Annotated in this window: 22 protein-coding genes, 4 tRNA genes and 1 riboswitch; of the genes, 7 read left to right on the forward strand and 19 right to left on the reverse strand. The window is 69.5% G+C overall.

What is annotated here, in order from left to right; genetic code table 11:
- Window positions 1–7 precede the first annotated feature (7 nt).
- Window positions 8–484: a very short patch repair endonuclease gene (locus tag AB0F13_RS06385; RefSeq protein WP_362076127.1), complete on the forward strand. Its 477-nt coding sequence runs from the start codon at window positions 8–10 to the stop codon at window positions 482–484.
- Here AB0F13_RS06385 and AB0F13_RS06390 read toward each other — a convergent pair.
- The 4 genes from AB0F13_RS06390 to AB0F13_RS06405 all read right to left on the reverse strand — a co-directional run bounded on the left by AB0F13_RS06390 (window position 401) and on the right by AB0F13_RS06405 (window position 5,731).
- Window positions 401–1,621: a DNA cytosine methyltransferase gene (locus tag AB0F13_RS06390; RefSeq protein ID WP_362076130.1), complete on the reverse strand. Its 1,221-nt coding sequence runs from the start codon at window positions 1,619–1,621 to the stop codon at window positions 401–403. The genes AB0F13_RS06385 and AB0F13_RS06390 overlap by 84 nt on opposite strands.
- Before the next feature lie 145 nt (window positions 1,622–1,766).
- Window positions 1,767–3,590, reverse strand: a complete 1,824-nt coding sequence (locus AB0F13_RS06395) for a DEAD/DEAH box helicase (RefSeq protein WP_362076133.1) — start codon at window positions 3,588–3,590, stop codon at window positions 1,767–1,769.
- Window positions 3,590–5,032 (reverse strand): hypothetical protein, encoded by a 1,443-nt coding sequence (locus tag AB0F13_RS06400; RefSeq protein ID WP_362076136.1) that lies wholly within the window; start codon window positions 5,030–5,032, stop codon window positions 3,590–3,592. The genes AB0F13_RS06395 and AB0F13_RS06400 overlap by 1 nt, the downstream gene beginning before the upstream one ends.
- Before the next feature lie 9 nt (window positions 5,033–5,041).
- Window positions 5,042–5,731 carry a hypothetical protein gene (locus tag AB0F13_RS06405; protein WP_362076139.1) on the reverse strand — a complete coding sequence of 230 codons (690 nt, stop codon included), beginning with the start codon at window positions 5,729–5,731 and terminating at the stop codon, window positions 5,042–5,044.
- A 220-nt stretch (window positions 5,732–5,951) separates the two neighbouring features.
- Here AB0F13_RS06405 and AB0F13_RS06410 point away from each other — a divergent pair, with 220 nt between their 5' ends.
- Window positions 5,952–6,788, forward strand: coding sequence for a hypothetical protein (locus AB0F13_RS06410; RefSeq protein WP_362076142.1), 837 nt, complete (start codon window positions 5,952–5,954; stop codon window positions 6,786–6,788).
- A gap of 222 nt (window positions 6,789–7,010) precedes the next feature.
- Here AB0F13_RS06410 and AB0F13_RS06415 read toward each other — a convergent pair whose 3' ends face one another.
- The 4 genes from AB0F13_RS06415 to AB0F13_RS06430 all read right to left on the reverse strand — a co-directional run bounded on the left by AB0F13_RS06415 (window position 7,011) and on the right by AB0F13_RS06430 (window position 9,838).
- Window positions 7,011–7,649: a methyltransferase domain-containing protein gene (locus AB0F13_RS06415; protein ID WP_362076145.1), complete on the reverse strand. Its 639-nt coding sequence runs from the start codon at window positions 7,647–7,649 to the stop codon at window positions 7,011–7,013.
- Window positions 7,650–8,268: 619 nt separating this feature from the next.
- Entirely contained in the window at window positions 8,269–8,532 is a 264-nt protein-coding gene (gene tgmA, locus AB0F13_RS06420; protein ID WP_362076148.1) for a putative ATP-grasp-modified RiPP, read from the reverse strand.
- Window positions 8,533–8,783: 251 nt separating this feature from the next.
- On the reverse strand, window positions 8,784–8,981 hold the full coding sequence (locus AB0F13_RS06425; RefSeq protein ID WP_362076151.1) for a DUF397 domain-containing protein: 198 nt from the start codon (window positions 8,979–8,981) through the stop codon (window positions 8,784–8,786).
- 11 nt (window positions 8,982–8,992) lie between these two features.
- The gene (locus AB0F13_RS06430) at window positions 8,993–9,838 is read right to left on the reverse strand and encodes a helix-turn-helix transcriptional regulator (protein WP_362076154.1); all 846 of its coding nucleotides are present in this window, start codon (window positions 9,836–9,838) and stop codon (window positions 8,993–8,995) included.
- A gap of 250 nt (window positions 9,839–10,088) precedes the next feature.
- Between AB0F13_RS06430 and AB0F13_RS06435 the strand changes: the two genes are divergently transcribed.
- Entirely contained in the window at window positions 10,089–10,577 is a 489-nt protein-coding gene (locus AB0F13_RS06435; protein ID WP_362076157.1) for an ATP-binding protein, read from the forward strand.
- A gap of 242 nt (window positions 10,578–10,819) precedes the next feature.
- A complete protein-coding gene (locus AB0F13_RS06440; RefSeq protein WP_362076160.1) occupies window positions 10,820–11,134 on the forward strand; it encodes a hypothetical protein in 315 nt (104 codons plus the stop codon).
- Between the two features lie 186 nt (window positions 11,135–11,320).
- Here the strand turns inward: AB0F13_RS06440 and AB0F13_RS06445 are convergent, their stop codons facing one another.
- The 11 genes from AB0F13_RS06445 to AB0F13_RS06495 form a co-directional block, all read right to left on the reverse strand.
- Complete coding sequence (locus AB0F13_RS06445; RefSeq protein ID WP_362076163.1) at window positions 11,321–12,265, reverse strand: aldo/keto reductase; 945 nt, start codon at window positions 12,263–12,265, stop codon at window positions 11,321–11,323.
- 29 nt (window positions 12,266–12,294) lie between these two features.
- Window positions 12,295–13,767, reverse strand: coding sequence for an MFS transporter (locus AB0F13_RS06450; RefSeq protein ID WP_362076166.1), 1,473 nt, complete (start codon window positions 13,765–13,767; stop codon window positions 12,295–12,297).
- Window positions 13,768–14,011: 244 nt separating this feature from the next.
- A complete protein-coding gene (locus AB0F13_RS06455) occupies window positions 14,012–15,286 on the reverse strand; it encodes a peptidoglycan DD-metalloendopeptidase family protein (protein WP_362076169.1) in 1,275 nt (424 codons plus the stop codon).
- Between the two features lie 11 nt (window positions 15,287–15,297).
- Window positions 15,298–15,468, reverse strand: a riboswitch (cyclic di-AMP (ydaO/yuaA leader).
- Window positions 15,469–15,867: 399 nt separating this feature from the next.
- Window positions 15,868–17,547, reverse strand: coding sequence for a DEAD/DEAH box helicase (locus tag AB0F13_RS06460; protein WP_362076172.1), 1,680 nt, complete (start codon window positions 17,545–17,547; stop codon window positions 15,868–15,870).
- A gap of 213 nt (window positions 17,548–17,760) precedes the next feature.
- Complete coding sequence (locus AB0F13_RS06465) at window positions 17,761–17,964, reverse strand: cold-shock protein (protein ID WP_362076175.1); 204 nt, start codon at window positions 17,962–17,964, stop codon at window positions 17,761–17,763.
- Window positions 17,965–18,268: 304 nt separating this feature from the next.
- The gene (locus tag AB0F13_RS06470; protein WP_362076178.1) at window positions 18,269–19,105 is read right to left on the reverse strand and encodes a DUF6227 family protein; all 837 of its coding nucleotides are present in this window, start codon (window positions 19,103–19,105) and stop codon (window positions 18,269–18,271) included.
- Between the two features lie 175 nt (window positions 19,106–19,280).
- Window positions 19,281–21,047: an MFS transporter gene (locus AB0F13_RS06475; protein ID WP_362076181.1), complete on the reverse strand. Its 1,767-nt coding sequence runs from the start codon at window positions 21,045–21,047 to the stop codon at window positions 19,281–19,283.
- 383 nt (window positions 21,048–21,430) lie between these two features.
- Window positions 21,431–21,503 (reverse strand) — tRNA-Lys (locus tag AB0F13_RS06480).
- Between the two features lie 133 nt (window positions 21,504–21,636).
- A complete protein-coding gene (locus AB0F13_RS06485; protein ID WP_362076184.1) occupies window positions 21,637–23,901 on the reverse strand; it encodes a DEAD/DEAH box helicase in 2,265 nt (754 codons plus the stop codon).
- Between the two features lie 249 nt (window positions 23,902–24,150).
- The gene (locus tag AB0F13_RS06490; RefSeq protein WP_362076187.1) at window positions 24,151–24,645 is read right to left on the reverse strand and encodes a hypothetical protein; all 495 of its coding nucleotides are present in this window, start codon (window positions 24,643–24,645) and stop codon (window positions 24,151–24,153) included.
- A 192-nt stretch (window positions 24,646–24,837) separates the two neighbouring features.
- On the reverse strand, window positions 24,838–25,188 hold the full coding sequence (locus tag AB0F13_RS06495; protein ID WP_362077152.1) for a metallopeptidase family protein: 351 nt from the start codon (window positions 25,186–25,188) through the stop codon (window positions 24,838–24,840).
- Between the two features lie 159 nt (window positions 25,189–25,347).
- Here AB0F13_RS06495 and AB0F13_RS06500 point away from each other — a divergent pair.
- The 3 genes from AB0F13_RS06500 (at window position 25,348) to AB0F13_RS06510 (ending at window position 25,636) form a co-directional block, all read left to right on the forward strand.
- Window positions 25,348–25,420: transfer RNA gene (locus AB0F13_RS06500), tRNA-Glu, on the forward strand.
- Window positions 25,421–25,459: 39 nt separating this feature from the next.
- Window positions 25,460–25,534: transfer RNA gene (locus AB0F13_RS06505), tRNA-Asp, on the forward strand.
- 25 nt (window positions 25,535–25,559) lie between these two features.
- A tRNA-Phe gene (locus tag AB0F13_RS06510) sits at window positions 25,560–25,636 on the forward strand.
- Window positions 25,637–25,642 lie beyond the last annotated feature (6 nt).

A 25,642-nucleotide genomic window follows, 5' to 3' on the forward strand; every position in this document is an offset into this window, starting at 1 on the left:
CTGAACCGTGCCCGAAGACACCGAGTGGACAGCCCCCGAAGGCTCCTGGGCCTCCTCAGCAGCCCGCCGCCGCAACATGCAGGCGATCCGCAGCCGGGATACGAAACCGGAGCAGCTGATCCGGCGGCTCGTGCACGCCCAAGGCCTCCGCTACCGCGTACACGCGAGGCCTCTGCCGGACCTCCGCCGGACAGCAGACCTCGTCTTCCGTCCGGTGAAGGTCGCCGTCTTCATCGACGGCTGCTACTGGCACGGCTGCCCAGAGCACTACCTGGCGCCCCGCATCAACGCCGGTTACTGGTCAGACAAAGTCGCCCGCAATATGGCGCGCGACCGCGATACGGACGAGCGCCTCACTGCTGCGGGCTGGCTAGTGCTCCGCTTCTGGGAGCACGAGCCCTCAGACGCTTGCACCCTCAAAATCGTCAATACGGTCCAAAGCCGTCGTACCGATCTCGGTTCCCAGTCGAGCAGCCGGGACTAGGCTGGCCTCAACCGGCCCGTGACCGGTTTCCTGGGAGGCGCCAGAATCGCTTGCCGGGCGCAGGACGGCCGCGATGGCCTTCCCTACGGCCTCAGCAACCGGCGGCGGGAAGGCATTGCCCACCTGACGGTAGCGAGCGGTTTTTCCCCCTGAGAACTTCCAGTGCCGCGGGAACCCCTGAATGATTGCCGCCTGTTCCACAGTGAGCATCGGGCCGTTATCCCTGAACAGGTCCCGGCTAGGAACGCACTTTTCCGGGTCGTTAGCAACGCCCATCGCATCAACACCCAGAGCCGCCCATGCAGCCTTCGCCCGGCTGGGGCCGAGGTCGGCACCCCCATGCTTCTTCGAGCCGCCCACCAACGTGGGGGCCTCGCTGCCACGACGCGTTGCCTTGTCAAGCCACTTATCGAAGACGGCCTTGCCTTCAGCGCCGTGCGGCTTGCACCGCTCCCACATGGTTTCCTTGAGGGCTTCCGCGACGGTCAAAATTTTCTCGTCACCAGTGGGCCACTCAAATTTCACGTCCTGCATGTACTTCTTGTCAATCATAACAAGAATGGCCCGCGGGCGGAGCTGAGGAACCCCGTAAGAACGCGCCTCAATCAGTTCCCAGCCACAGAGTTCATAGCCTCCGCCTTCAGATGCGCCAATATCTGCAATCTGCTTGATGATTCTCTCGCGATAGGGGGTGAACTTCTCATCCAGAATGCCCCGGACATTTTCAATCATGATGGCCTTGGGGCGAAGCTGCTCCGCAAGCTCAAGCATTCTGGGGAACAGATCTCGTTCGTCGTGTTCACCGAGTTGGCGACCCGCAACTGAGAACGGCGGGCACGGCACACCACCGGCGAGAAGATCTAGGTCGCCAGGCTCAAGCTTGAACCCTGCGAGCTGCTTGTGCTTGAAGGGGTCAACGTCGACGACGTCACCTTCCACAACCTGGCAACCAGTCCAGTCGGGGTGCTGCGCCACATTGTCCAGCAGCGTCTGGCAAGCGTGCTTGTCGATCTCAAGGAGTGCCAGGTGCCGGAAACCGGCATCGTGCAGGCCGACCGCCTGCCCGCCGGCGCCGGCGCAGATCTCGATCGAGGTCAACGGCTCGGCCTCTGGCGCTACTCGACCGTTGACTCGCACAGCTAACTCCTCCTGGTACCACGAAGACAGATGCTCAAGTTTCGCAGAGAGAACAGTGAGCTGCTGCGCATCTCGCCCGAGGAGTGTCCCAAACAGCTCAAGCGCCGCCCCGGTCACAGGCAGCGCTTGCACTGATGAACGTCACTTATCGCATATTTCCCTTCATATGCTGCAGCAGGGCAGCCATGTCGCTCGGAGCAAGACCTGCAGCAACTGCGGGTTCTTCCTGCAGGTCAGACAACTGCTGCACCGAAGGGTCATCGAGGATCTTCCCCATGAACTCGAGCTTCTGGTCGAGCCGAACTTCCACCACCTGGTCGATCGTGTTGCGGACGGCAAGCACCGTGACGCGGGTCTCAGTCTCAGGCGCAAGGCCCAGGCGGTGGATCCGGTCGAGGCTCTGCAGGAAACGCCCCGCCATGAAGTCACGGTCCACATACACGGCGTCGTGGCAAACGTGATGCAGGCTGATGCCCTCGCCGAGAGTCGCAGGGTTCGAGACCAGCACCATGCACGACGGGTCCTCTCGGAACCGGCGGAGCTGCTCATCGCGATCGGGAGTGCCACCATGCACAACTGCGGGCCCGTAATTCGCCAGCAGCTTCTCCAAGGTGGTCAGGCTGCGCACGAACGTCGTCCAGACCAGCGTCTTACGCCCCCGCGCCGCGTTCTCGGCGACGATCGCCGCGGCCTCCTTGTACTTCGGGGACAGCTCGTAGTCAGGAAGATCCTTCATGAGCTTGAAGAGCGAAGCGCTCTGCGGGATCTCCAACGGCGGCAGCTGGTAGGCCAGAGGCTCGTAACGGCTCGCCCCCTCCAGCAGGAGAGCCGGGCTCGTTGCCGCCATCAGCAGTCGCAGCGCCGTCTTGCCCAGGGAGCTCAGGTCCTCACGAGCGCTCCCCGCATTCATGCCTCCCACCAGCGAGTCATAGATCTCGCTGTGCAGTTCCGGCATGTCGACGTACCGCATTCGCAGATCCATCGGGGGCAGGTCCAGCTCCTGCTTCGTGGTCCTGGCAAAAAGAGGCCGCAGAACGGTGCTGGCGTGGCCGAGATCCCCTCCAGCCACCGCCTGCGCTACGGTGCGCTGCCCGTGCCCCGGCCAGACGAAGCCCAGAAGGTTCTCCAAGTCCTTGGTCCCGTTGGGCGCCGGGGTACCCGTGAGAATCAGACGTCGCTGGGCAAGCGGACCAAGCGCCATGCACGCGGCACCGTACGTTCCCCGGGCGCCGAGCTTCATCCGGTGCGCCTCATCAAGGATGATCATTGAAGGAGCAGACTTCAGCCAGCCCGCGAGGGTGCTGAGGGACCGGTCGAGGCGCTCGTAATTGACGATCAGCACCTCCGCCCACTGATCAACAGCGCGGTCGAGGACGTGCGGACGCAGCGGGTACCGGAAACACACTGCAGTTTCGTGCTGCCAGGATTCGTAGGCAGATTTAGGGCAGACGACCAGCACCCTCTGCGCCACTCCCTTTGCCTTCGCGGCGGCATAGACCGCAAGGCCCACACGCGTCTTGCCGGCACCGGGAACACTGAAGTTCGCCCCGTGCTGGAGCGACAGCAGCTTGGCAATATCGCGACGCTGAAACTCGCTCAGCTCAGCTACCCAGTCGTCGCCGAGCAGGTTGGGTACGTCACCCGGTGCGATCTCCCCAGGCTGCTCCGGCGCCTCCAGCCGCTTCTTGACCGTATCGGCATCTTTGAGAACTCCGACCACCAAGTCGCGGAGCTCCGGAGCCCAGTCCACACCGACGTGGTGCGGCCAGGCACTGATGTGATTCAGCCCGGCCAGCAGGTCATCGAGCTCTACCGAGACAGCCAGCTGGCCAAGCTGGCCACCCGTGCGAAAACGGGCAGCCAGCTGGACAAGGTCCTCGCGGTACTTCTCGGTAGTCCTCAGGACCACCTTGGTACGCGACTCGTCGAACCCGAGCCGCAGAGATGCCTCGCCAAGCCTCTCCAGCATTAGGAGCTCCCCGCAACTGCAGCTTCAAGGAGCCAGGCGACGCCGTCACCCGGGTGCGGAAGCCCGCGCCCGGCCTGCTGCGCGAGCTTGCGGAGGCTCCCACGCAGCTTCAGTACGGCCTCGTCGAACGCCTCCTCGTCGAGACTGTGCGAAGCGCGGGCCTGCACCAAGTCGACGATGCACTGCTCAATGTCGGCACACGCCTCCGCAAGCCGGGCAGGGGCAAGCTGCTGGCGCTTCCGGACCCGGGCGTACCGACCTGCCGTGTCAATCGCCTTGTCGAACGCGTCATGTGCCTCGTCAACGACGTTCTGGGCAAGGCTCCTGTCAGCGTCCGGCAGATCAGGTTCCGAGCTGCGCACAGTGGCCTTGGCGCGCAGGATCTGATCGTTGAGTGCACGGGCTGCCGATACAGCAGACGACGCTCCAGGCACCGACACACCGAGCCCCGGCACCGAGACGGCCTCCTGCTGGGCAGCCATAGCGCTCGTGTTCAAGCTCGCCGGCAGCACCTCTCGCAAGTAGTCCTTGTCCAAGAACGTCTCGTCAATGTGCCGGATGTCCGTCTTGGCGAAATCCAGCAAGATGGCAGCCAGCCGCCACTCCTTCAGCACCTCCGCCCTGTCCCGGTCAACCGTTTCCAGCTTCTCGTACAGGCGGTGAAGTTCCTTGAGCTTCTCCTGATCGTCTTCGAAGTCGACCAGACGCAGGGCCACGCTGCCCCCGCTCTTACTGCGGTCGATCAAGTCGCGAATCGTGCCGAGGATCCACCGCTCCTGGTGATACGTGGCCTCCCGGATACGGAACTCCTTGGCGATCACTGCCGGCGTCCGGCCCAGCGAGGCCTGCTCCTCCATGGCAAGCAGCCGGTTGATGTACGAGTAATCGCGCCGGTGGTCCTTGCGCAGCTGCAGCGCAAGCTCCACCGCGTTAATGTCAGCCCAGGTGAAGGACTCGGGCAGGACGCCGACCCGCATCGACTGGACGTTACCGATCTCCTGGAGAGCGGCTGCACGCGTATTGCCATTGACCAGGACACCATGCCGGGTAACCAAGCCCGGGTCGTTCTGGCCGAACCGCTTCAGATCCTCCTTCAACTTGTCGAAGTCCGGGTCCCTGCGGTCCGGGTTCTTCGGTTCAGCCTGGAGCAAGAACCTGAGGTAGTCCTGGCTCTCAGCGCTCCACGGATCCTTGTCGATCGCCTCGTCGCCTGCAGGCCGATGGCTGCGCTGCGCGCGGATGCGGTGGGTTCCAGGGTTGAAGTAGAGGCCACTGAGCGGCAGATCAACCACCTCAACGTGCTGCGACTGCCCGTTCCAGTCGATTGTCACCGTTTCCCGGGTGCCCCCCGAGCTCTTCACCTCCTCCAGCCTCTTCTTAATCAGCTCGCTGAACTCAGCCGCCCGCGGCGGCGGCGGGAACTCCCGCATGGTCTGTCCCATCCCCTCGTGTTACTCGTCGTCGCTGGCAACGGCCTGCGTGAAGGCCGTACGGGACTCCGCAGGCAGAATCCTGAAGATCCCCCACAGCCTCTCAAGCGGGCTCGGCGTCCTGCGGTCGGACTCGATCCACCCGGCAAGCACCTTCCGCTCCACCGGCGTCAGCTGCTTCACCTGGTCAAGCAGCTGCCCGAGGTCAACCTCGCGACCGTCGCCGCCCCGGCGGCACCGGTTGCACTCAAGGACAAGCTGGACCTCGACCGTTCCGTCGGCCAGCCGCACCTTGCGCCTGGCGACCTCCAGCTTGGCCTGCAGGACGCTGCCATCCCCGTACGGTTCACCCGAGCCAATCCCGCACAAACGACACAAAGTGTCGTCGAGCAGCACCTTGGTGCGCTGCGCTTCAGTGAGGCTGTCCTTGGCCTTGATGGACTTTCCCTGCCCCGGGATCCAGACCTCAGCGCCCTTTGCCACGTACCTCTGCTCCTCCTGCTTCAGAGAAGGGTCAGTGAGGTTCGTATCGATCTGCCATCCGCGATCGCGAAGGTCACGGACACGGCGGTCAATCTGCGCCTGGTCCGGGAACGCCTGGCGCAGCTGAGCCTTGGTGAAGATGTTGCCGACACCCACCACGGTCTCCAGCCAAAGGGCCGCACGGACCATCCCCCCGCGCTTCTTGTCCTGCCACGACGGCAGCGTCATTGAGGCCTCCGTTTAGTTGTCTCAGTCGGTACCGGTCGATCCCACTGGGCCCCCACTGGGCATGATGCGACCCAGGTCCCCCCGGACCTCCGGCAGTTCCTTCATGGAACACCCAAGATCGAAGCGAAACCAGCGCTTCCACGTGTTGCCCCTGAGGTGGCAACGCAGCGTTGCTGCACACTTAAAGGGCAGCGTCCGGCAACCGTGGGGGAGCAGAGCAGTGCAGCAAGGACGAGGGCGGGGAATCGCGATCGACGACGACTTGCCGCCAGGAAGACGGGCGCTGACCGAAGGTCTGCGCGAGTTGCATGCACAACTCGTCCCGCCGCTACTGCCCGTCAGAAGGCTCGCAGAGCGGCTGACAACGGAGAAAGACCCCGGATGGGACTCAAGCGGTGTATACCGCTACCTCAGCGGCAAGCGCGTTGCCCCGGAAGCCTTCATCAGGAAGCTATATGCCCTGGCAGAAAAGGACGCTGGTGGTGGGGCGGATGGCCTCAAGCCACTGCAGTTCTTTCTGGATCTGCTCCAGGGCGCGGAACGGAAACGTTGCGGCAACTGCGTAAGGCTTCGCCAGGAGGTCCGCGAACTGCAGGGCGGTCTAGCGCAGGCAGAAACGGAAACGTCGGTGCTGCGGAGCAAGGTCGATGAGCTGCATGTCCAAGGTGCCGGCCTGGAGAAGGCGCTGTTTGCTGCCCGGCAGCAAGCAGCGATGCACCTGCCGGTCCCCCATCCAAGGGGGGACCGGCAGGTGCATGCGCAGGATGTGGCCGCCGCGAAACAGATCGCACGCCGCGCCCAAGAGCTCCAGGACCAGGGGGATCAGGGAGCAGCCCTCGCTCTGCTTCGTGAGACAACCGAGGTTCTGACCCCGGCAGAGAGCGCTGCGACCCTCGTGCTGCTCCGCGAGCAGCAGCAGAAGCAGCTCGTAGAAACCCTTATTCACATCTACGGCCGCGACCAGCCTGAAGACAACGTGATACGGGTCGCACTGGAGCTGCACGACTACGGCCTGCTAGACGACGCCGGTGCAGTCTTGCGAGCTGCAGTGAAGTGATGCTGGCGCTGCCACGGACACTGAATGCTGGCTCACGGCTCAACACGGGAGACGCCAGCTGGGACCGTCCGGGCTACCGAGCCAGATGTGTTGCGCCTCGTCGGTGATCGTGATTCCGAAGGCGGACTGGTGGGGGGTGCCGGCGGCTTGCCACGTGGTGATTGCGGTCTCGACTTCGTCCCAGAGGGCGAGCGGGCCGCGCCGAGTGACGGTCCAGCCGGCTCAGGCCTGGTTCGGCTTGGTTCGGGCCTGGGAGCCGGTGGCTACGTCGAGCAGGATCTGCTCTGGGCCCGAACCGAGGCGTTCGGCAGAGGGGGCCGCGAGCTGGGCGACGAAGGTGCCGGTCCAGTTGTCGAGAACCGCTGGGTCGATGCGGGTGGGACGCTCGGTGCCGGGGAGGAACTCGATCCTGCCGCGCGGCGGGTGATGGTGCGGTCGGGCCAGCATGTACGAGGTGTAGCCGGGCAGGAAGCGGCCTGCTGCTCCACCCTCGACCTCGACGGTGAGGAGGGCGAGGCCGGAGCCGTGCATCCAGCCGCCGATGGTGACGAGGAGGATTGCACCGGGGCGGACCTGCCGTAGCCACGGGTAAGGCACGTGGCGTACGGAGCATGTCGCGATCAGCCGGTCGTAAGGCGCCCCCTTCGCCTGGCCGACAAGTCCGTCGGCCACGATGAGGCTCGGAGTGTGGCCGACGGCCGCCAGCGCTGCGCGGGCACGGGCTGCGTTGGCCGGGTCGACCTCGACGGACGTGACGTTCTCCTCGCCGAGGGCTGGGCACAGGAGTGCCGTCGAGTAGCCGGTGCCCGTGCCGATCTCCAACACTCGATCGCCGGGCGCCACGCCGGAGCGTTCAAACATCTGCACCACGAGACCGGGGAGCGTCGAGGAGGACGTCGGTGCGCATGGGCGCATCCGCGTGTTCCGCGAGCACCCCCTCGGTCTGCGTGACCCACGTTCCGTTCTCGTATGCCCATGTTGTCCACTCGCCGGGTTCGACCTGGTGAGCGCGGGTGGGCGTCCATGTCGTCGGCCCCGGCGGTGGCGTCGGACGGTAGATCGCAGGTCCAAGGAAGTTCTCGCGCGGCACGCCCTCCACCACGGCGCGCCAGACGGGAGACTGCAGCCAGTCCTCAGCGGCGAGTCGCGCCGCGAGTGCGTGCCGCTTGGATACGGAATCGTTCGCAGTGCGGTGCCCTCCTGCAAGCAGTCGGCAAGTGCCATGGTGACGGCCTGTTGCGTGGCCTCATCGACGAACGCCCATTGCCCATTGGGGGCGGTTCCAGCCACACCCACTGGCCATCTGCCCGCAGAGCGAAATCGAACGCGCCGATGACCAGGCCGAACGAGTCCAGGTACGCGCGGACAGCGGCCCGCATGTCGGGAGAATGTGGCCGGTCGTGCAGCTCGTCGAGCACCAAGTCTGCGGTCGCGTCGCCCAGCGCGGTCACGACGAGAACTGGTGATGGTGGCGTCATGCTCAGTCGGATTCGCTGTCTTCGAGCACGTCGCTGTCAACCGGCGCGCTCGGCTCGGCCCCATCACTACCGGTCGCGGTGGCCTGCGCCGTGTCCCTACTGGTGCCGTGCTTACCCATCTCCACGGCCTGCCCTGCCGCATCGAAGTACCGCGTTGCTTGTGACTGCGGGTCCAGCTCCAAGTCCGTGAACGGCAGTTGCACCGTCCTGACGTATGGGGCCAGCCGCGACACGCCCCACGGTTCGGTCGGACTTTTCAGTGCCATGTGCAGATCCCTTCAGCCTTCGGCTCGGACGGGCTCCGGTGCGTGTCGCTTTGCAGCCTGGGAAGGCGTGTTGGCGCACTGGTTCGCACTGCGCGCCACGGTTGCCGATTCCCGGCCAGTGGCGCATTGGGAAGCTAGCGATTCCCACGCAGGGTGGCAGCCCCCTCCCGGGGTAAGGTCACCAACTGGCATATGCCGAAAAGCCCCACCCACAGATATACAGGTAGGGGCCCCGATCCAGCGACTGGCAACTAATCGGTCACCCGACCGAATACGTTGGCCTTGGCACCCTTCAAGAGGGCCTGCAGTCCGGCGTGGTTGGCGGTTATCACTACACCCGGCTCGTCACTCTCGCGTATGACCACACCACCCGAAACATGTGCCACCTCAAGGCACTCGGCCCCGCTGGTCGAGTACGAGGACTTCTGCCAGTTAAATTCTTCGGTCATGCCGACAGCTCTCACATCTCTTGTGCGACTTGGCTGATCAGGTCTCTCGACTTGGTCGCATCCAAGGCGATTCCTTCGACCTCGTCGAGGAGGTTCCGGTATTTGGCCAGCTGAGCCTCAGCGTCCACGAACCGGCCTCCGAAGGGGGTGTCGATCTGGACGGTGTCCAGCTGCGGCACCTCACTGCCTGCGTAGAGCATAGGCTGGGCGTGCCCAGTGATCTCTTCGACCGCGAAGGGGATGACTCGCAGGGTGACGGAAGGCCAGTCCGTGACCTTCAGCAAGTGCTCCAGCTGGGCCCTCGCCGCTTTTCGACCGCCGTAGCGCATCCGCAGCGCCGCTTCGTGGACGATTGCTTCGTACGTCGGCGGGTCTGCCCGTTCGAAGATCTGGCCGCGCCTAGTACGGATCTCGATTCGTGCCTCCAGCTCATCCGAAGGGAGGCCGCTCCCGAAGATGGCACGGGCGTAATCGTGGGTCTGGAACACCCCCGGGACCACCAGCATGTGAAGCGTCCGGAGGTAAGCGGCATGGTGTTCGAGTTCCGCCACATCCAGAAACGCCGTCGGCAGAATGCCGCGGTACTCATCCCACCAGAACTGGCCCCGGTGCTCACGCGCGATGACGCACAGGGCAGTAACGAGTGCCTCGTCACTGCAGGAGTAGAACGTCGCGAGCCGACGGATGCGATCCTCGCCGATTCCGCGTCGGCCCGCTTCCACCATGCTGATCTTGGCCTGGTCCGTCCCAAGCAGCGCAGCTGCTTCGCGCGCCGTCTTCCCGGCACGCTCACGCAGCTTCCGTAGCTCAGCGCCCAAACGGGCCTGTCGGGCAGTAGGGGTATTCCTGGGCGGCATGCCACCTCCTCGTATGACCGAGAGTCTGCCGCGCGGCTGTCTCATCGGTCCACTCACTACGTGAAGCCCTGGGGGAACCTTACCCCGGGGGATGTATGTCCCTACAGTCTTGCCCACGTCGCGCACCGCACCGGGAAGACCCGAAGTGCAGCTGTCCGCATGCCAGTTACTGGCTTCCCGCGAGGCAGCCAGGCCACGGACGGCAATGGGGCGCGGATGCTCAGAAGCAGACCGCACTGGGAGACGACCCATGAGTACAGCAGCACTCAGCAGTCCCCGTACCCCCGTCGACTACACGCCGACCGACACCTACCAGCTGGTCGCACCGACCAACGCCACCACGCCGCGCGTCGCCCGCGAGTTCATCACCGCCGTACTCACGGCGACCGGCTACTCCTCACTCATCGACAACGCCTGCATCTGCCTGTCCGACGTCGTCGCAAACGTCGTCCTGCACGCGCGGGTCCCGGTCCTGTCGGTGGAGTGCGTCATCCGGCCGGGCCGCGTGTTCGTCGCCGTGCGCGACGACGCCCCGACCAGACGGCCGTACCGGCGGCAGGCCACGGCCGGTGATGAGAGCGGCCGTGGGCTCGCGCTCGTACACGGGCTCTCCTACGCCCACGGTGTGACCCTCGTCTGGGAAGGTCTGAGCGTCACCGGCAAGCGCGTGTGGTTCGAGCTGCGTGAGGAGGCCCCGGCAGCTCGGCTCCGTCCGGATGACGGCAGTGACCTGCCGTAGCTACTGGGCCACCCCTCCACCACTGACAGCACCGTTCCCGTCGGCGCGCAGGGCCGGGGAGAGCGGCGCTCCACCGTCCTTCCGTCTCATGGGCGTCGTTCATGGGACCACCTCGATGCGCTCCAGCGGACGCTCAGCTTGCCAGCCGCGGGGTGTCGCTCCCAGCCCGCCTCAGGCCGCCGATGGGCGCGAGTTAGCTTTAGGACGAGAACGTCGTCGCTCTTGATGTGGAGGTTGCGGCTGTGGCAGCAACGACCAAGGTTCCTGCGTCCCTGATCGCGGCCACCGGGCTCGTCGGTGGGTACGGCGTGGCGCGGTGGACCAAGAAGCGGCCTCTCGGCGGGGCGGTGCTGGCGGCGGCCGGGGCCGTGGCCGCCAAGGGGTGGAACGACAAGGCCGGGGCCGGGGCGGCTGTCGCACTCAGTGGGCTGTACGTCGCCGCCTTCGGCGGGTCGCATCCGCTGGCGAAAAAGGTGGGGGCCTGGCCTGCGGTGTTCGCCGTCGCCGGGACCGTCGCGCTCGCCTCCTGGGCAGTCGAGCGCCGGGCCGGGGGCTGAACCCCGGCCCGTAACCCGTGGCCCGTTAGCCCGTAGGCCCTGGCCCGTAACCCGTAGCCCCTGGCCCGTAACCCGTAGCCCCTGGCCCGTAGCCCGAAGGCCTCGGCCCCTGGCCCTCAGCCCCGCAGCCCGTAGCCCGCACCCCCAAGGCCCCGGCCCGAAGGCCCCCAGCAGCCCCCACGGGTCCTACGCCGACGCCTCCGTCAAGCGCGCCAGCTCCGCATCCGTCAGCTTCAGGTCCGCCAGCGCCAGCAGCGACGGCAGCTGTTGCACTGTGCGGGCGCTCGCCAGTGGGGTGGCAACGGTCGGCTGGGCGGCGAGCCAGGCCAGGGCGACCGTGGCGACCTCGGCGTCGTGGGCCGCTGCCACCTCGTCCAGGGCGGCGAGGACCTTCGGGCCCCGCTCCGACTCCAGGTACTTCGCCGCGCCACCCGCCCTGGCGCTGTCCACGTGCGTGCCCGGGCGGTACTTGCCGGTGAGGAAGCCCGAGGCCAGGGCGAAGTACGGGACCGCTGCCAGATCGTGCTCGGCCGCCACGGCCGCCAGGTCACCCTCGTAGGTGTCGCGCGAGACCAGGTTGTAGTGGGGCTGGATCGCCACGTACCTCGCCAGGCCGGAGCGGCCGGAGAAGTCCAGGGACTCCCGCAGGCGCTCGGGCGAGATGTTGGAGGCGGCGATCTCGCGGACCTTGCCCTCCTTCACCAGGGCGTCCAGCGTCGTGATGATGTCCTCCACCGGCACGGAGGTGTCGTCGATGTGCGTGTAGTAGAGGTCTATGTAATCGGTGCGCAGGCGGCGCAGGGAGGCCTCGACGTCCGCCTTGACGGTGTCGGGTGCCAGGCCCCGGTGTTCGGGGAAGCCGTGGCCGACCTTGGTGGCCACGACGATGTCGGCGCGGTTGCCGCGCGCGGCGAGCCAGTTGCCGATGACGGTCTCGGACTCGCCGCCCTTGTTGCCGGGTGCCCAGGCCGAGTAGACGTCGGCGGTGTCGAGGAAATTGCCGCCCGCTTCCGCGTAGGCGTCGAGGACGGCGAAGGACTGCTTTTCGTCCGCCGTCCAGCCGAAGACGTTGCCGCCGAGGGCGAGCGGGTGGACGGTGAGTGTGCCGATCTTCCGGTGAGTGTCAGCCATGCGATGCCTCAACGCCCCTGCCGGGCGGCCTATTCCGCGGGCGCGGGTGCTGGCAGGGGCTCGGGAGGGTGGACGGACAGGGGTGCGGCGATGTCTTCGAGGGAGCGGCCCTCCGCCCGTACGGCCAGGAACGCGGCGACCACGCCGCCCATGCACATCAGGGCCGCGCCGATGTCGAAGGCCAGGACCGTGTCGCTGATGACGCCGCTCTGCGTCAGGGCGGAGAACAGCAGCGGGCCGGTGATGCCGCCCGCCGCCGTGCCCACCGCGTAGAAGAAGGCGATGGCCATGGCCCTGGTCTCCATCGGGAAGATCTCGGACACCGTGAGGTAGGCGCTGCTCGCACCCGCCGAGGCGAAGAAGAGGACGACCGCCCAACAGGCGGTGAGCGTCACGGCGTTCAGATGACCGGCGCCGAAGAGCCAGGCCGTGGCGAACAGGAGCACCCCGGCCAGCAGATAGGTCGAGGTGATCATGATGCGCCGGCCGAGGGTGTCGAAGAGCCTGCCGAGGAAGAGCGGGCCGAGGAAGTTGCCGACCGCTATGACGGCGAAGAAGTAGCCGGTATGGGAGGTGGAGACACCGAAGAAGCGCGTGAGGATGGCGCCGAAGCCGAAGGTGATCGCGTTGTAGAGGAAGGCCTGGCCGATGAAGAGGGCGAGGCCCAGCACGGCCCTGCTGCGGTAGTCGGAGAAGACCGTGCGGGCGATGTCGCGAAAGCCGAAGCTCTCGCGCTGGCGGATGACGAGTCTGCCTTTGGCGGCGGGCAGCTTCACGCCCTTCTGCGCCTCGATCCGCTTCTCGATCGCCGTCACCAGCGATTCGGCTTCCTCGGCCTTGCCGTGGATGAACAGCCAGCGTGGGCTCTCCGGCACATGGCGTCGTACGAGCAGGATGACGAAGCCCAGGATGACCCCGAGCCCGAAGGTCAGCCGCCAGCCGACGTCCTTGGCGAAGATGCTGGTGTCGAGCATGAGTATCGACAGCAGCGAACCGGCGATGGCACCGAGCCAGAAGCTGCCGTTGATGATCAGATCGACTCGGCCCCGGTAGACGGCGGGGATGAGTTCGTCGATGGCGGAGTTGATGGCCGCGTACTCGCCGCCGATGCCGAAGCCGGTCATGAAGCGGAAGGCGAAGAACCACCAGGACGAGTACGACAGCGCGGTCAGGGCAGTGGCGGTCAGGTAGACCGCGAGCGTGACCATGAAAAGTCTTTTACGGCCGAAGAGGTCGGTCAGCCGGCCGAAGAAGAGGGCGCCGGAGCACGCTCCGGCCACGTAGAGGGCGGCCGCGACGCCCGTCACCCCGCCGGAGGTGATCGGCAGACCGCTGCCCTGTTCGGAGAGGCGCCCGGCGATGTTGCCGACGACCGTGACCTCCAGGCCGTCGAGGATCCAGACGGTGCCGAGGCCGATCACCACGGTCCAGTGCCACCGGGACCAGGGCAACCGGTCCAGGCGGGCGGGCACTGACGTGGTGATCGTCGTCGCGGTCGTCACATGCTCTGATTTCCCGATCGTCGGCAGAACATTCCCGACAAGTCAGATCCGGCTCGCCTGTAACCCGGCTGCCTCTCTGCGGTTGCGGTCACGCCGACCGCCCCGCGCCCGGCCCTCACGCCGGGCGCCCGGCACTTTCCGCCGCGCGCCCCTGGCCCTGCCTGCGCCCCACGTCCCGGGCCCCCGGGCCCCACGTCCCGGGCCCGGCGGCCCCACATCGCGGCCCTTGCGCCCCGCATCGGCCCTACGGCTGCAGCCCCCTGGCGCGCAGCCACGACAGCGGGTCGACGGGCGCGCCGCCGCCCGGCCGCACCTCCAGGTGCAGATGGGGGCCGGTGACATTGCCGGTCGCGCCGACCCGGGCGATGATCGTGCCCGTACCGACCTTCCCGGACGTGACCACCATGGACGACAGGTGGCAGTACCAGATCTCGGTTCCGTCGCCGAGCGTCAGCACGATCCGGTAGCCGTACGCGCCCGCCCACCCGGCCTGGGTGACCGTACCGCCGCCCACCGCCTTGACCGGGGTGCCGGTCGGGGCGGCGAAGTCCTCACCGGTGTGGTTCGCGGACCACATGTTCCCGGCCTGCCCGAAGCCCGCGGTGAGGGTGTACGAGCCCACGGGGAGGGTGAACGAGCCGGTGAGCGCGGAACCGCCCCTCCCGGAGGCCGGGGCGGAGTGCCTCGCGGGGGCGGCGGCCTCCTCGGACCCGCCCGATTCCGCCTTCGCACCCTCGTCGGCAGCCGGTCCGGGTGACCGGGCCGCCCCGGCCGCTGGGGCCGCCCCGGCCGCTGGGGCCGCTGCCTGAGCGGCCTGCGCCGCCGCCTTCTCCGACTCCTGCGCCTCGTGCGCCTTCTCCGACTCCCGCGCCTCCTGCACCTCGTGCGCCTCGGCCTTCTCCGCCGCGGCCTTCCGTTTCTGCTCCGCCGCCGCATGCGCCTCGCTCTCGCGTGCGGCCTCGTCGGCGGCGTTCTGCTGGCGCTCCGCCTGCTGGAGGATGCGGGCACGCAGCGCCTCGCCCGCGTCGGCCGTGCTGCGCGTGGCTTCCACAGTGACCGGTGCCTGGGCACCGGCCTCGGCCCGGACCGAGACCCCGTCGCCGGAGGCCTGCTTCTCCTCGCCGCCGGATATGAGGGAGCCGACGCCCGGGATCTTCTGCGCCAGGTCCGGCACGGATATCGGCGCCGGACGGTCCTGAGCGCTCGCCATTCCGCCCGCACCGACCGCCGCGATGACACCGACGCCCAGCACCGCGCCGCTGCGGGCCATGGTGCCGCCGCGCTGCTTGACGACGCGGTGCCGGCCGCGGACGGGCGGCGCCACGGAGTCCTCCGTGGGGTTCCACTCGCTCCAGGGTTCCCCGGCGGCGGCGTACGCGGTGCCACCCGGAGCGTCAGCCGGGGTCTCATCCGTGGATTCGTACGTGGATTCGTACGTGGATTCATCCGTAGATTCATACGGAGAGCCGTACGAAGGGTCGTACGAACTGTCGTCGTGCGCAGGCCTGTTGGACGCCACGGAGGCGCACTCCTTTCCTTCCCACTCGCCTACCGGGTCAGCGTGGGGGTCCCTCCCAGGCCGTTCAGGCTCTGAGGGAGGGTTCGGAGCAGGAAGGTCCCCTACGGGCCGGCGCGCGGTCCGATTCACCCCAAAGTTGATGGTTCCCCGGTTCCGCCCACGGGATTCGGCGAAGGCGCGCGGCGCCGCCTCTTGCGGCGGCTGCGACAACCGCGCTGCGTTATCGAACGTTAATAGACATGGCTACCGGTTTCCAAGCCGAAAGCGTGAAACTGCACGCCTCTTGGGCGGATTTTGCGATGCGGTGAAGCTGACCGTTCGTCAGTTGTTATTCGTCCGAATGCGGACGGTACGGGGTGGTGGTCCGGTCCGGGTGAACGTGTGGGTGACGACGGCGGGGCGGTGGCGGAGCGGTCGGCGCGGCGGCAAGAGAGGGCAGAGGGACGGGCAACCAGCCCCCGGACATGCGGACGGGCTGCCGGGCCCGGCAGCCATCGGCTGCCGTACGGGCCCGGCAGCCCGTCTGCATCTACATCTGTGTCACCTAGCGGGGCGTCGCGGCGCCCCGCCTCACTCCGGCGTCAGGACGTGGCGGAGCGGCGGCCGCCGCCACCGGCACCGCCGCTGCGGCGCGAGCGGCCGACGGCGTTGCCCGGACGGGTGCCGCCCGAGCGGCGCGAACCCTCGGCGCCGCCGTTGCCGCCGAAGCCGCGGAAGGGGCGCCCGCCACCGTTGCCGCTGCCGGAACCACCGGCGGCGGAACCACCGGCCGCCTCCGTACGGGTACGGCCGCGGCCGCCGCGGCTGCCGCGCGAGCCACCGGACGTACCGGCACCCGAACCCCGCGAGCGGGAGGACTTGGCGGCGCCCTGCGGCTGGGCCGGGGCCGGGGCCGTGATGACGACCGGGACGCCGCTGGGCTCGCGGGCACCGGTGATGCGGGCGAGCTCCGGGTCGGTCGGGTAGGTCTTCATGACGTTCGGGGTGATCTGCGCCGTGGTCATCATGCGGCTCATCTCACGGCGCTGCTCGGGCAGCACGAACGTGACGACGGTGCCGGACTCGCCCGCACGGGCGGTGCGGCCACCGCGGTGCAGGTAATCCTTGTGGTCGACCGGCGGATCGATGTTGACGACCAGGTCGAGGCCGTCGATGTGGATGCCGCGCGCCGCGACGTTCGTCGCGACCAGGGCCGTGACCTGGTCCGTGCGGAACTGGTCCAGCACCCGGTTGCGCTGCGGCTGGCTCTTGCCGCCGTGCAGCGCGGCGGCCCGTACGCCCTCGGACAGCAGCTTCTTCACCAGCCGGTCGGCGCCGCGCTTGGTGTCCACGAACATGATCACGCGCCCGGCGCGGGCGGCGACCCGCGTGACGGCGTCCTTCTTGTCCTGGTCGGTGACGTGCAGCAGGTGGTGGTCCATCGTCACGACCGCGCCGACCGACGCGTCGACGGAGTGCGTCACCGGGTCGGAGAGGAAGCGGCGCACGAGCCGGTCGACGTTGCGGTCCAGGGTCGCGGAGAACAGCATCCGCTGACCGTCCGGGCGCACCTGGTCGAGCAGCTTGGTGACCTGCGGCAGGAAGCCCATGTCGGCCATCTGGTCGGCCTCGTCGAGGACCGTGATCGCCACGTCGCCGAGCTTGCAGTCGCCGCGCTGGATGAGGTCCGCGAGCCGCCCCGGCGTGGCGACCAGCACCTCCGCGCCGCGCGCGAGGGTCTGGGCCTGGCGGCCGATGGACATGCCGCCGACGACCGTGGTCATCCGCAGGTTGACGGCGGTCGCGTACGGGCTGAGCGAGTCGGTGACCTGCTGCGCGAGCTCCCGGGTGGGAACGAGGACGAGCGCCAGCGGACGCTTGGCCTCGGCGCGGCGGCCGGCCGTGCGGGCCAGGAGCGCGAGCCCGAAGGCGAGGGTCTTGCCGGAGCCGGTGCGGCCGCGGCCGAGGACGTCGCGGCCGGCCAGCGAGTTCGGGAGGGTCGCGGCCTGGATCGGGAAGGGCTCGGTGACGCCTTCACGGGTCAGGGTGGAGAGCAGGCCCGCGGGCATGTCCAGCGCGGCGAAGGACTCGACGGGCGGGAGCGACGGGGTCGTGCTGACCGGCATGGCGAAGTCGCCCTGCGGCGCCGCGGCGGGCCGGCGGCCCTGCGCCGGCTGCGACTCGTCGGCGCGACGCGGCCGCGAGGAGCGGGCGGGGCGGGAGGTACGGGCGGGGCGAGCGGGCCGATCAGCGCGATCGGGGCGTGCGGCGGAACGAGTCATGCGGGGACCTTCCCTCAATGGGGTGCCAAGCCCCCTGTTTGGCCTTTTGGCTGACGCCTTCAGCCGTTTCCGGCAGGCGTCTTCGGCCTGTTTCGACGAGCGCCGCAGTCTGTTGTGACGGGCGCGACAATGGGGCCCGCACCCAGTGGTGCGGGCCCCATCGCGAGGTTCAGCGAGCTTCATCCATGATGAAGGCTCCTGATCGCCTTATCGTCAGATACCGACGATGTTCTCGGCCTGCAGGCCCTTCTGGCCCTGCGTGACGTCGAACGAAACCTTCTGGCCCTCGAGGAGCTCACGGAAGCCGTTCGAGGCGATGTTCGAGTAGTGGGCGAAGACGTCGGGGCCGCCGCCGTCCTGCTCGATGAAGCCGAAGCCCTTTTCGGAGTTGAACCACTTCACGGTACCGGTCGCCATGTTTGTCTCCTTAGCGATGGGATGGGCCCCAAGGCCGGAAACGACCGGCGAAAACAAAAATGCGCCTTCGGCTACATAACCGTCAGGCGCACACGAGTTCATGGGTACCACAACTGCAACTCGAACTAGCGTAGCACAACCTGGCGGGGTGCTCTGACCTGCGCAAACACCCCACCGCCCACCTCAGGCCGGCCGCGGTCCAGCCGGGCCCGCGGCCGGGCCCGGTCCAGCCACGCCCAGCGCCCATGCGCACACCCATGCGCATGCCCATGCCCGTCGCCACCGCCCTCGCCCTCGCCGCGGCCTATAACTCCACCCCCTGCGCACGGGCGTGCCGGTCGGCCGCCACTTCCGCCTCCGCCTCGTCGAGATAGACCTCACACACCAGCCGGCCGTCCGCCGTCATGTTGTGCTCGAGCTCCCACAGGCTCACCTCGCCCCCGCCCTCCAGAAGGAACGCATGTTCGTAGAACCGGCACCAGGTGGCGTCCCGTCCGGCGGTCCGGCGCCTCGGCTTGGTGATCAGCGCGATGTGATGGCCGAGCGCCCCCTGCAGCAGCTCCCGCACCACCTCTCCCGGCCCGTCCGCGTTCTCCGCGCGCCGCAGCAGCCGGCGCGCGTGGTCCGGCGAGGCCTCCGCGACGTACTCCCGGCGGGGCCGCGTCGGGCCCATCGCCAGCAGCAGCTCCTCAGCCAGCCAGGCCGGCAGTTCCTCGTCCTCGCTCCCCGGGCCGATGCCACCGCCGCCGATGCGGTCATGCACCCGGCGCTCGGCGGCGTCGAGCGCGCTCTCGTGGACGTACAGCTCGTACAGGAACCCCTCCCGCTCCCCCGTGTCGTGCTCCAGCTCGTACAGCAGCAGGCTGCTGCCGTCCGCGAGCAGGAAGATGTGCCGGTAGGTGTTGCAGCGCAAGGGCCGCGGCTCGTCGTTGCGCTGGCGGTACGAGCGGAGCTCGGCCTGGTGCATCAGCGCGGTGCGCAGCCGGTCCAGGACCGGCTCGCCGATCTCGAACCCGTTCTGGGCCCGCTTCAGCAGCTCCTCCACCTGCTCGGCAGGCGTCGGGTCGCAGCCGGCCGGGCCGCCCGGCTCGCCGCAGCCCCTGCTTTCGCCCTCGCCCCCGCCCGCTCGCGTCTTCGCCATGCCAGTCGACCTCCCGGACCTTCGCCGCACGCGCACCCGCCCCCGCGCCACTTACGGTAGCGGCGCGAACACGGCAGGGGGGCGGGGTTTTCACCAACTGGCGGCAGGGCGCCGTCTTCTGTCCGCCCGTCCCCCGAACGCCCGCCCGCCGGGCCACACCGCCCCGGGCGGCCGCCTACGCGGCGTCCGCCATCGCCGGCGGCCCCTCGGCCGTACGCCCGCCGGCCCACCACCCGGCCAGCGCCAGCGCCGACAGCAGCGCCCCCGCTCCCACGAACGCCTCCGCCGGAGCGGCGTCCACGGCGTACGGCAGCAGCAGCATCCCCGCAGTGCCGGCTGCGCGGGTCGCGGTCTGGTCGACGGTCAGCAGCCGTAGCCGCTCCGCCGGGCGGAACCGGAACAGGTGCGTGCGCAGCGTCACGGCGCAGACGGGGAAGAGCAGCCCGGAGGCCACGCACAGCGCGATCACGGCCTCCATGGAGTCGGCGACCCCCAGCCCGGCGAGCGACAGCCCGGACGCCGTCCACGCGAGGCAGTACGTGCCCAGCCACGGCCAGCGGCGCGGCAGGTGCCCGATGAGCAGGTTCCCGGCCAGCCCGCCGGCTCCCGTGGCGGCGAGGGTCAGCCCGTAGCCGGCGGCGCCCTGCCCGAAGTGGGAGACGAGCAGCGGGGGGAGCCCGACGGTGGAGACGGCTGCAGCGAACAGGGCCACGCCGTGCACGGCGATGGCCACCCCGACGCGCCGGTGCTCGCGCAGCACGAGCCTGGCCCGTACGACCCGCAGCCCATCGGCCCGCGACTCCCCGGCGCCCGGGTCCTCGGCGCCCGGGTCTTCGGCGCCCGGCACTTCGGCCCGAGGCTCCCCGGCACCCGGCACTCCGGCCCACGGCCCTCCGGCGTGCGGCCCTCCGGCGTGCAGCTCTCCGGCGTGCGGCTCTCCGGCACCCGGCTCCCCAGCCCGCGGCTCCCCGGCGTGCGGCTCCCCGACGCCCGACCCCCCGGCACCCGGCCCATCAGCACCCGGCACTTCGGCCCGCGGCTCCCCAGCACCCGGCCCTCCGGCCCGCGGCCCTCCGGCACCCGGCTCCCCAGCACCCGGCTCCCCGGCCCACGGCCCTCCGACGCCCGGCCCCCCGGCGCCCGGCTCCCCAGCCCGCGGCTCCCCGGCACCCGGCCCTCTGACGCCCGGCCCTCCGGCCCGCGGTTCCCCGGCATGCCGCCCAGCCCGCGGCTCCCCGGCGCGCCGCCCAGCCCGGTCAGCGGCGTGCCGCCCAGCCCGGTCGCCCTTCCCCGCGTCGGGCCGCCCAACCCGGTCGCCCTTCCCCGCGCCGGGCCGGCCGCCGACCGGAGGGTTCCGCTTCAGCGCCGTGCGACGGCCGAGCCAGGCCAGGGCGACGGCCGAGACCGCGAACGTGAACCCGTCGATGGCGAACAGCTCGATCTCGGACACCACCTGCAGCAGCACGCCGACGCACCCCTGGCCGACCACGGCCGCGACGCGTGCGGTCAGGTCGAACAGCGCGCTGACCTGCGCGACCTCCTCCGGCTCCACGAGCTGGGGGATGAGCGCGCCGAGGTTCGGCTCGAACACGGCAGTCAGCGCGCCGAGCAGCAGGACGAGCACCAGCATCGCCGCGAAGCCCGGCACGTCCGGTGACCACAGCAGCGGTACGCCCACCGCCACGGCCGCGCGGCCGGCGTCGATCCAGGCCAGCGAGGACCAGCCGGAGAACCGCGCCATCACCGAGCGGGCGCCGCCGAGCACGATGCAGGGCAGCGACTCGACGGCGGCCACCAGCCCCATCAGCGAGGACGACCCCGTCGCCGCGTACACCACCCACATCGCGGCGAGCCCGTAGAGCCGGTCCCCCAGCACGGACAGCGTCATCGACAGCCAGAGCACACGCACCGACCTGCTGCGCAACAGCCGAACATGCCTCATGGCGCACGTACCTCCGGCAAATCCGTTTCCGGGGCCCCGCACCCTAGGGCCGCCCCCGCCGCCCATCCCCGGCGAACCACCGCGAACCCGGATCAACGCCGGCCCCGCGCCACCCGGACGTGTCCGTGGTGTTCGCCGGCCGTCTCAGGAAGCGGACCGGCCGCCGCGGCCACAGCCCGCGCCCTGGCGCGCCGCCCGCATCCGTCCGTGCGGCTTGGCCGGACCCGGCGGCGCGAACTTGACCGGGCCGCGAGCCAGTTGGCCGCGCCGGGGGCGCGCCCGCGCTTCCGGGCGCCCCGCCCGGACATGGCTCCGCCCCGGCCGGGAAGCCCGGTCGGGGCGGAAAGGTGCAGGTCACAGACGTGCCGTGACCCACCTTGCGGTAGGCCGTGTGGGACTCGAACCCACAACCAATGGATTAAAAGTCCACTGCTCTGCCAATTGAGCTAACGGCCCGCACACCGCAGCATAGCCCGGACAGCCGTCGGAGCCCGAGTCGTTATGGCTCACTCTCGCACGGAGGTGCCCAACGGGCGAGGGCCCGTACGGCACCGGTGTGCCGTACGGGCCCTCAGATCAGCTGCTGATATCAGCCGTTGCGCTTCCAGCGCGGCTTGTCGTCGCGACGGCCGAAGGAGCCGGTGCTGGTGCCGCCGCGGTGGTCGTCACGACGGCCGGCCGGGCGGTCGCCGCCGGAGCGGTAGCCGCCGGTGGCGGGGCGGTCGTCACGACGGTCGCGGTTGAACGGACGGTCGCCGCCGCCGGAGCGGTAGCCGCCGCCGGTGGCCGGACGCTCGTCGCGGCGGAAACCACCGGTGGGGCGGTCGTCACGACGGAAGCCGCCGGTGGGACGGTCGTCACGACGGTTGTCGTCGCGGCGGTCGTCACGACGGAAGCCACCGGTGGGGCGGTCGTCACGACGGAAACCGGTCGACGGGCGGTCGTCACGGCGGAAACCACCAGTGGGGCGGTCGTCACGACGGTCGTCACGGCGGAAGCCGCCGGTGGGGCGGTCGTCACGACGGAAGCCACCGGAACGCTCGTCACGACGGTTGTCGTCGCGACGGAAGCCACCCGAGGGGCGGTCGTCGCGGCGGAAGCCACCGGAACGCTCGTCGCGACGGTCGTCACGGCGGAAGCCGCCACGGTCGCCACCGCGGTCGTCACGACGGTTGTCGTCGCGGCGGAAACCACCGGAGGGGCGGTCGTTACGGCGCTCGAAGTTGCCCCGCTCGTCACGGCGCTCGTGCGCGGGCGCGGCCTGGGCCGGCACGGACGCGGCGCGCGCCTCCTCCTCGCGGGCGGTCTCGGCGGCGGCCTCGACCGCGGCGGCCTCGGCGGCAGCGGCCACCGCGGCCTCCGGGTCCTCGCCGCGCTCGCGGGCGGAACGGGCCAGCAGGCGGTCGGCCTCCTCGCGCAGCTCGGTGGCGCGGCGCTGGGCGCGCTCCACCTGGCGGTTGAGGTCCGCCAGCTCGCGCTCGGCCTGCTTGGCGGCGTTGGCCGCCGAGTCGGCCTGGACCTCGGTGAGGGAACGGGCACCCGTGATCTTGGCGACGTCCTCGTCGAAGGCGCCACCGCCACCGACGATGTGGCGCGAGGCGTCGACGCCCGCGTCCTCCATCAGGCGGAAGATCTGCTTGCGCTGGTGCGGCAGGGCCAGGGAGACGACCGTGCCGGACTGGCCGGCGCGGGCGGTACGGCCCGAGCGGTGCAGGTAGTCCTTGTGGTCACCGGCGGGGTCGACGTTCAGGACCAGGTCGATGCCGTCGACGTGGATGCCGCGGGCGGCGACGTCGGTGGCGACCAGGCAGTTCACGTAGCCGGCCTTGAAGTCCTCCAGGACGCGGGTACGCGCGCCCTGGGTCATGCCGCCGTGCAGCGCGTCCGCGCGGACACCGGCGTCGAGCAGCTGCTCGGCGACGCGGTCGGCGCCCATCTGGGTGCGGACGAAGATGATCGTGCGGCCCTTGCGGGCGGCGATGGCGGCCGTGACCGGCGCCTTGTCCTTCGGCTTCACGACCAGGACGTGGTGGGTCATGGTGGTGACCGCGCCCTGCGCCGCGTCGACCTCGTGCGTGACCGGGCCGACCAGGTAGCGCTTGACGAGGGTGTCGATCTCGTTCTCCAGCGTGGCGGAGAACAGCAGGCGCTGGCCGCCGGCCGGCACCTGGTCGAGGATCTCGGTGACCTCGGGCAGGAAGCCCATGTCGGCCATCTGGTCGGCCTCGTCGAGGACGGTGACCTGGACCTGGTCGAGGCTGGCGGCACCGCGGTTGAGGATGTCGCGCAGACGGCCCGGGGTGGCGACGAGGATGTCGACGCCGCGCTCCAGGGCGTAGATCTGGTTGCCCATGGACGTACCGCCGCAGACGACCTTCATCTTCAGGCCGAGCACGTCACCGTACGGCTGGAGGGCGTCCGCGACCTGCATCGCGAGCTCACGGGTGGGGGTGAGGATCAGGCCGCGGGGGCGCTTCTTCTCGGTGCGGCCGCCGGCCAGCGTGGACAGCAGCGGCAGACCGAAGGAGAGCGTCTTGCCGGAGCCGGTACGGCCACGGCCGAGGATGTCCTTGCCGGCCAGGGCGTCCGGGATGGTCGCGGCCTGGATCGGGAAGGGCGTGGTCACGCCGTTCTGGGCGAGCTTGCGGACGATCGAGTCGTCCAGACCGAGGTCGGCGAAGGTGATCTTCGGCTCGGTGTCTTCCTCGGCCTCGACGGCGACGGCCTCAGCGGCGACGGCCTCGGCGGCAGCGGCGGCGTCGTCGACGATCTCGACGGTCTCGATGATCTCGACGGCCTCGACAGCCGTCTCGTCGGCCTCGGGCATGGTGATCTGGTCAGTGGAAATGGACATGCGAAATGCGAAACCTTCCGGAGTTTCGGCACGCGCCCAAGCTCCGTGTCGGCTTCACAAATGACCGCCTCGATGCGGTCAGCCACGGCAAGGTAAGGAACGCGCCACACGGCGCGCTTCTGTCAGGCGCCGGGCAAATGGGATCAAACGATCTACCACCATACGCACCCCATGCCCTGCAGCGCAAGCCGCCCCCGCATGGCCTACGCCACAGCCCCTCCGCATCCCCGCCCGGGAGCGTTGCGGCGCCTAGGAGGGACCGGGCTGCGGCGCCGGCGGCGGCGAGGAGGCCGGCGGCTGGGACGGAGGCGTCGGGGGCGCCTGGGTGGGCGGCGCCTGGGTGGGCGGCTGCGAGGGGGCGGGCGGCTTCCCCGGCACCGGGGAGGTGCCCGGGCCGCTCGGCGGCTTCGGCTGCGTACCCGGCTTGCCGGGCTTCCCGGCCGGGGGCGACGCGCCCGGCGTCGTCGAGGGCGCGGCCGACGCCGACCCGGGCCGGCCGCCCTTGGCCTCGGGGCTGTCGCTCGCGCCACCCTTCACCGATTTCGCGTCCGTACGGCCGGGGCGGCTGCCCGGGATCCGCATGCCGCCGTCCGGCTGCGTCCCCGTCTCACGCTGCTTGCCCGTCCCCGCGGGCGACGGGTGTCCCGGGTCGCTCACACTCATGCACCCGCCCAGGGTCAGGGTCGCCACGGCCACGGCCGCGATACGGGTGAACGATGCTGCGTGCGCTGACAATGCGCGCATGGGACGGACCGCCTTCGGGTACCGGGGGACAGGCCCCCTGCCCAACTGGCACCGCCCCGCCCAGGACACGCCGGGCGCGCGGGCATCAGCCATCGATCATCAGTAGCCCTGCGCCACTCCTGCCCCGCCCCGCCCCGCGCTGCCCCCCGGCCCCAGCCCCAGCAGCGGCAGCGGCAGCGGCAGCGGCAGCGGTCAGCCGTAACCCAGCGCGTGCAGCCGCTCGTCGTCGATCCCGAAGTGGTGGGCGACCTCGTGGACGACCGTCACCTCCACCTCCGCCACGACCTCTTCCCGCGTCCCGCACATGCGCACCGTCGGTCCCCGGTAGATCGTGATCCGGTCCGGCAGCACTCCGGCGTACCACTCGCCGCGCTCGGTCAGCGGTGTGCCCTCGTACAGCCCGAGCAGGTCCGGGGTCTCGGCCGGAGGCTCGTCCTCCACGAACACGGCGACGTTGTCCATCAGCCGCGTCAGCTCCGGCGGGATCCGGTCCAGCCCCTCGGCCACCAGTTCCTCGAACTCCTCGCGCGTCATCTCCAGCACGCCGCCATTGTCCGGCACGGACGGCTCCAGGGGCATGGGGGCGGGCCCGCGACAGGCCGTACGGGGACCGCCCGGCAAACCGTTTTGGCGATAGCTCCCCGCATCCCATATGCTTCTCACGTCCCCGAGGCGCTGCGAAGCGCCCAGGTGGGCCATTCAGCCCTCATCGTCTAGTGGCCCAGGACGCCGCCCTTTCAAGGCGGTAGCACGGGTTCGAATCCCGTTGGGGGCACGCTGTAACGTGTGCGAGACTTGGTCTCGCACATAGCAAGGTCCTGTGGAGCAGTTTGGAGTGCTCGCCACCCTGTCAAGGTGGAGGCCGCGGGTTCAAATCCCGTCAGGACCGCTGTGATCACCTATGGTGGTCATGTGGCTGGGTAGCTCAGTTGGTACGAGCGTCCGCCTGAAAAGCGGAAGGTCGCCGGTTCGACCCCGGCCCCAGCCACCACCCGGA

Source organism: Streptomyces sp. NPDC026206, from assembly GCF_040638465.1.
GTDB lineage: Bacteria > Actinomycetota > Actinomycetes > Streptomycetales > Streptomycetaceae > Streptomyces.